The 5,695-nt window shown below is 54.4% G+C and carries 6 protein-coding genes; all 6 read left to right on the top strand.

What is annotated here, in order from left to right:
* Window positions 1-659 (top strand): tRNA (adenosine(37)-N6)-threonylcarbamoyltransferase complex dimerization subunit type 1 TsaB (gene tsaB, locus QVO99_RS05835; protein ID WP_288176986.1); only part of this gene is annotated, 659 nt, incomplete at its 5' end.
* 25 nt (window positions 660-684) lie between these two features.
* Window positions 685-1,308, top strand: a complete 624-nt coding sequence (locus tag QVO99_RS05830) for a DUF4290 domain-containing protein (protein WP_022316666.1) — start codon at window positions 685-687, stop codon at window positions 1,306-1,308.
* Between the two features lie 10 nt (window positions 1,309-1,318).
* Complete coding sequence (murA, locus tag QVO99_RS05825) at window positions 1,319-2,629, top strand: UDP-N-acetylglucosamine 1-carboxyvinyltransferase (RefSeq protein ID WP_022316665.1); 1,311 nt, start codon at window positions 1,319-1,321, stop codon at window positions 2,627-2,629.
* Window positions 2,629-3,165 carry a ribosome maturation factor RimM gene (gene rimM / locus QVO99_RS05820; RefSeq protein ID WP_022316664.1) on the top strand — a complete coding sequence of 179 codons (537 nt, stop codon included), beginning with the start codon at window positions 2,629-2,631 and terminating at the stop codon, window positions 3,163-3,165. The genes murA and rimM overlap by 1 nt, the downstream gene beginning before the upstream one ends.
* A gap of 1 nt (window position 3,166) precedes the next feature.
* Complete coding sequence (locus QVO99_RS05815) at window positions 3,167-4,321, top strand: 1-deoxy-D-xylulose-5-phosphate reductoisomerase (RefSeq protein ID WP_022316663.1); 1,155 nt, start codon at window positions 3,167-3,169, stop codon at window positions 4,319-4,321.
* A gap of 139 nt (window positions 4,322-4,460) precedes the next feature.
* Window positions 4,461-5,695: RIP metalloprotease RseP (gene rseP, locus QVO99_RS05810; protein WP_288176985.1), on the top strand; the 1,235-nt coding region annotated here is incomplete at its 3' end.

The raw sequence follows: 5,695 nt of genomic DNA, 5'->3' as shown, positions 1-5,695 counted from the left end.
CAAACGTGTGCTCTCTAACAGTGAGTCAGGACGGCGCCGACATCTTTACGAAAGAAGACCATTCCGGACCTAACCACGCCGTAAAACTTGGAGAATTCGTAGACGAGGGACTGTCGTTCGCCGACAGTCATGCCATACCCGTTGATGCTGTTGCCGTGAGCTGCGGCCCCGGTTCCTACACCGGCCTCCGCATCGGAGTGTCGATGGCAAAAGGCATCTGCTACGGCAGGGGAGTGAAGCTCATTGCCGTACCGACGCTCGAACTGATGGCGGTGCCCGTGTTGCTGCATCATGAGATAGAGGAGGACGCACTGCTCTGTCCGATGATCGACGCAAGGCGTATGGAGGTGTATGCCGCCGTGTACAACCGCCGTCTGCAGGAAGTCAGGAAGGTACAGGCCGACGTCGTAGACGCCGACACCTACAGGGAATTCCTCGACAAGGAGCCCGTGTATTTCTTCGGCAACGGAGCAGAGAAATGCATGGAGACCATAAACCATCCCAATGCCCACCTTATAAAGGATATCGAACCTCTGTCGAAATTCATGTACCCGCTGGCAGAGAAGAGGATAGCAGAGGAGAGATATGAAGACGTGGCATATTTCGTGCCGTTCTATCTGAAGGACTTCGTGGCGAAGACACCGCGCAAGCTCCTCTAAGGAAAAACAAGATAACTTACAGAAGATGAATATAAAAGGACTGGATTACAATACCGAGAGAGAAAAGCTCATCCTGCCGGAATACGGAAGGGAGGTGCAGCAGATGGTAGACATCGCCGTGAATCTGCCCACCAAGGAGGAGCGCCAGAGATGTGCCGAGACGATTGTGAGAGTGATGGAGCGCATGTTGCCTCAGAACCGCAACAATGCCGACTACAAATGCAAGCTCTGGGACCATCTCGCCATCATCAGCGACTTCAAACTCGACATCGACTATCCATACGACGTGAGCAAGGCGAAGGAAATATCAGAGAAGCCGAAACCGCTGGCTTATCCGATGACGAAAATCAAGGTGAGACACTATGGCCACCTGCTTTTCGAGAGCTTCGAACTGCTCAAGAAGATGGAGCCGGGAAAGGAGCGCGACGAACTGGCAAGGCTCACCGCAGAGCAGATGAAGCGCAACCTCGGACAGTGGAGCCACGGCGCCAACAATTATGACAAGGTGGTAGACGACATCGCCCGCTTCACCGACGGAATAATCCAGCTCGACCCGAGAGAACTGCAGAACGCCCGCTTCAACCTGCCGCAGCCGCAACAGAAGAGCGGCGGCGGGTTGAAAGGAAAGCGAAGAAGACAAAACCACTAACCTACCCACTATGGAATCTTTCATCATAGAAGGCGGGCATCCGCTGAGCGGAACGATTACGCCGCAGGGAGCCAAGAACGAGGCCCTCGAAGTGATATGCGCCACTCTCCTGACAGAGGAGAAGGTGGTGATGAGAAACGTGCCGGACATTCTGGACGTGAACAACCTGATTCTCCTGCTGAAAGACATCGGCGTGAGCGTGGAGCGCATAGGCAAGAACGAATACACTTTTGAATCGAAAGACATAAATCTCGACTATCTCGGCAGCGAGGAGTTCGTGAAGAAATGCTCGTCGCTCCGTGGCAGCGTGCTGATGATCGGTCCGCTGCTCGCACGCTTCGGCAAGGCAGTGGTGGCAAAGCCCGGAGGCGACAAGATAGGCAGACGCCGGCTCGACACCCACTTCCTGGGATTCAAGAATCTGGGAGCCAAGTTCGTTCACAGCGAGGGCAGCAACACCTTCGAGATAAAGGCAAGCAGACTCAAGGGTACCTATATGCTTCTTGATGAGGCTTCGGTGACGGGAACGGCAAACATCGTGATGGCTGCCGTGCTCGCCAAGGGCACCACGACGATATACAACGCCGCCTGCGAACCATACATCCAGCAGCTGTGCAAGATGCTCAATGCCATGGGAGCGAAAATCAGCGGCATAGCGTCAAACCTGCTCACCATAGAGGGAGTGGACAAGCTGCATGGCGCCGACCACACCATATTGCCCGACATGATAGAGGTGGGCTCCTTTATCGGCATGGCGGCGATGGTGGGCAACGGACTGAGGATAAAGAACGTGTCGGTGGAGAATCTCGGTATCATACCAGATGCCTTCCGCCGCCTGGGAGTGAAGATATTGATAGAGGGCGACGACCTCTACATACCGCATGTGCCTCACTATCAGGTGGATTCGTTTATCGACGGATCGATAATGACGCTTGCCGATGCCCCTTGGCCCGGACTCACTCCAGACCTCATCTCCGTGTTGCTCGTGGTGGCTACACAGGCGAGAGGCAGCGTGCTCGTGCATCAGAAGATGTTCGAGAGCCGACTGTTCTTCGTTGACAAGCTGATAGACATGGGCGCACAGATAATACTCTGCGACCCACACCGCGCCGTGGTGATAGGCCACGACCACAAGGTGAGACTGAAAGCCGGCAGGATGACCAGCCCGGACATACGCGCCGGCATAGCGCTGCTCATAGCGGCTCTCAGCGCCAACGGCACGTCGAGAATCGATAATATAGCCCAGATAGACCGTGGCTATGAGGACATAGAGGCACGCCTCAATGCTCTCGGCGCCAACATTAAGCGTGTGAAAAACTGATGATAAGACAGGAAGAGGTATATAAGATTGGCAAGATTGGCAAGCCGCACGGAGTGAAGGGAGAGCTGACGCTCTTCTTCGACGACGATGTGTTCGACCGTGTCGACGCCGACTATCTCGTGCTCCTTATCGACGGCATCCTCGTGCCATTCTATATGGAGGAGTGGAGATTCAAGTCGGGCGAGACGGCACTCGTGAAGTTTGAGGACATCGACACCAAGGAGGAAGCCAGCGAGATAGTGGGCAGCGAGGTGTATTTCCCCAAACATCTCTCCGACCGGGGCGACGACGAACTGACCTGGGACGAGCTGAAGGGATTCAGCCTTGCCGACGACAATATGGGCGGAACCATAGTAGGCAAAGTGGTGGGCATCGACGAGAGCACCATCAACGTGCTGCTCGAGGTTGAGACCGCCGGCGGCGACATCGCGCTCATCCCGGCAAGCGAAGACATCATAGTGGAGGTGGACGCCGGGAAGAAGCTGCTCAGGGCAAAACTTCCGGAAGGTCTTATCGACATCAACGACAACAACTGATATGAAAAAGCAAATAGCCATACTCGGCTCAACAGGATCAATAGGTACGCAGGCACTGGAGGTGATAGAAGAACACTCCGACCTATACGAGGTGTATTGCCTCACGGCAAACAACAGGGTGAGGGAACTGGCTGAACAGGCACGCAGGTTCAATCCTGCCGCCGTGGTGATAGCCAACGAGGCACACTACGAGGAACTGAAGTCGCTGCTCGCCGACTGTCCCGACATCAATGTATATGCCGGCAGACAGGCAATCGACGACATCGTGACAGCCGGTCCGATAGATATGGTGCTCACGGCGATGGTGGGATTCGCCGGACTGAGCCCTACCATCAGTGCGATAAAGGCACACAAGAAGATATGTCTCGCCAACAAAGAGACGCTCGTGGTGGCCGGCGAACTGATATGCAGGCTTGCGGCAGAGAACCACTCGCCGATACTCCCGGTGGACAGTGAGCATTCGGCGATATTCCAGAGCATCGTGGGCGAGGGCGACAACGAAATAGAGAAGATCCTACTCACGGCATCCGGCGGACCGTTCCGCACATTCTCAAAGGAGCAGCTCGCCAAGGTGACGAAGGCAGACGCCCTGCACCATCCCACATGGGAGATGGGGGCGAAGATCACCATCGACAGCGCCTCGATGATGAACAAGGGCTTCGAGGTGATAGAGGCAAAGTGGCTCTTCGGAGTGGACGTAGACAAGATTCAGGTGCTCGTGCATCCGCAGTCGATAGTACATAGTGCGGTGCAGTTTGTCGACGGGGCTGTGAAAGCACAGCTCGGAGTGCCCGACATGCGTCTGCCGATACAGTATGCCTTCTCCTATCCCGACAGGCTGCATCTCAACGGCGACAGACTGAATCTCTTTGAGCATCCGCTGGAGTTCTTCGAACCTGATATGGAGAAATTCCGCTGTCTGGCGCTTGCCTATGAGGCGATGCGCAAAGGCGGCAACATGCCTTGCATACTGAATGCCGCCAACGAGATAGTGAACCGCGGATTCCTTGACGACAAATGCGGTTTCCTCGACATGCCGCGCATCATAGAAGAGACCATGGCAAGGGTGGCGTTTGATGCCAACCCGTCGTACGACACCTACATCGCTACCGACGCCGAGGCAAGACGAGTGGCAACGGAGCTGATGGGAGCATGACGGAAACGGCAAAGAGACATCGTCCTTTACATTATTATATATATAGAAAGAAAGTGTGGAAGCCGTTTTACTCCAGTTCGTTTCGGAATGACGGCGCATCAACTCAAGAATAACAACCCAAGAATATCAACAAAACAAGATGGAAATATTTTTAATCAGATTGCTGCAGTTCATGCTCGCAATCTCTATCCTTGTCCTGCTGCATGAGGGCGGACACTTCTTTTTCTCAAAACTTTTCGGTGTGCGCGTAGAGAAGTTCTACCTTTTCTTCGACCCCTGGTTCCACCTCTTCGAATTCAAGCCGAAGAAGAGCGACACGACATACGGCGTGGGATGGCTGCCGCTGGGTGGATACTGCAAGATTTCGGGAATGATAGACGAATCGTTTGACACGGAACAGATGAAACAGCCCGCACAACCATGGGAGTTCCGTTCCAAACCGGCATGGCAGCGACTGCTGATAATGATTGGCGGAGTGCTCGTCAACTTCCTGCTCGCCCTGTTTATCTACAGTATGGTGCTCTTCTATTGGGGAGATTCATACATGCCTGTTCAGGACATGACGATGGGTATGAAATTCAACACCGAGGCAAAGGCAATAGGATTCCAGGACGGCGACGTGCCCGTAGGCACCGACCAGAAGGAATTCAAGAAGTTTGATGTTGACCTTTTCCGCAACATTGCTGATGCCAAGACCGTTACGGTGAAGAGAAAAGGAAAGCTCGTCACCATCACCCTGCCCGAAGACATGAGCCTGCTGAAGATGCTGAAGTCAGAACCGGCCTTCATGCGACCGATCATACCAGCCGAGGTAGACAGCGTGATGCCAGACATGGCAGCCGCCAAGACAGGCATCAGGAAGGGCGACAGGATTGTGGCGTTCAACGGAGCGCCGGTGAACTCATGGTGCGATTTCGACGACCAGATAGGAGTGATGACCGACGTGATGACGGCTACGGCAAAGACTACGAAAGACTCGCTGAAGGTGCGCACCACTACTCTCGTGTATAAGAGCAAGGCAACAGGACAGCTCGACACCGCAAAGGTGGTGTTGTCGCCGGAGTTGCAGTTGGGAGTGGGCAAGACGAGTCTCATGACATACTACAAGCCGGTGACGACGGAATATGGATTCCTCGAGAGTTTCCCGGCAGGAATCAAATATGGTATCGGTGTGTTGCGCGGATATGTAGACGACATGAAATACGTGTTCACGGCAGACGGCGCGAAGTCGCTCGGCGGATTCGGCGCCATCGGAAGTCTCTTCCCACCGGTTTGGGACTGGATGCTGTTCTGGAGAATGACGGCATTCCTCAGCATCATCCTCGCATTCATGAACATACTGCCGATACCGGCACTCGACGGCGGCCACGTGCT

The sequence above is a fragment of the Prevotella sp. CAG:592 genome (genome assembly GCF_000436015.1).
Lineage (GTDB): Bacteria > Bacteroidota > Bacteroidia > Bacteroidales > Bacteroidaceae > Prevotella > Prevotella pectinovora.
Note: the sequence above shows the minus strand (reverse complement) of the source record. Positions and strands in the feature narration are given on the sequence as shown.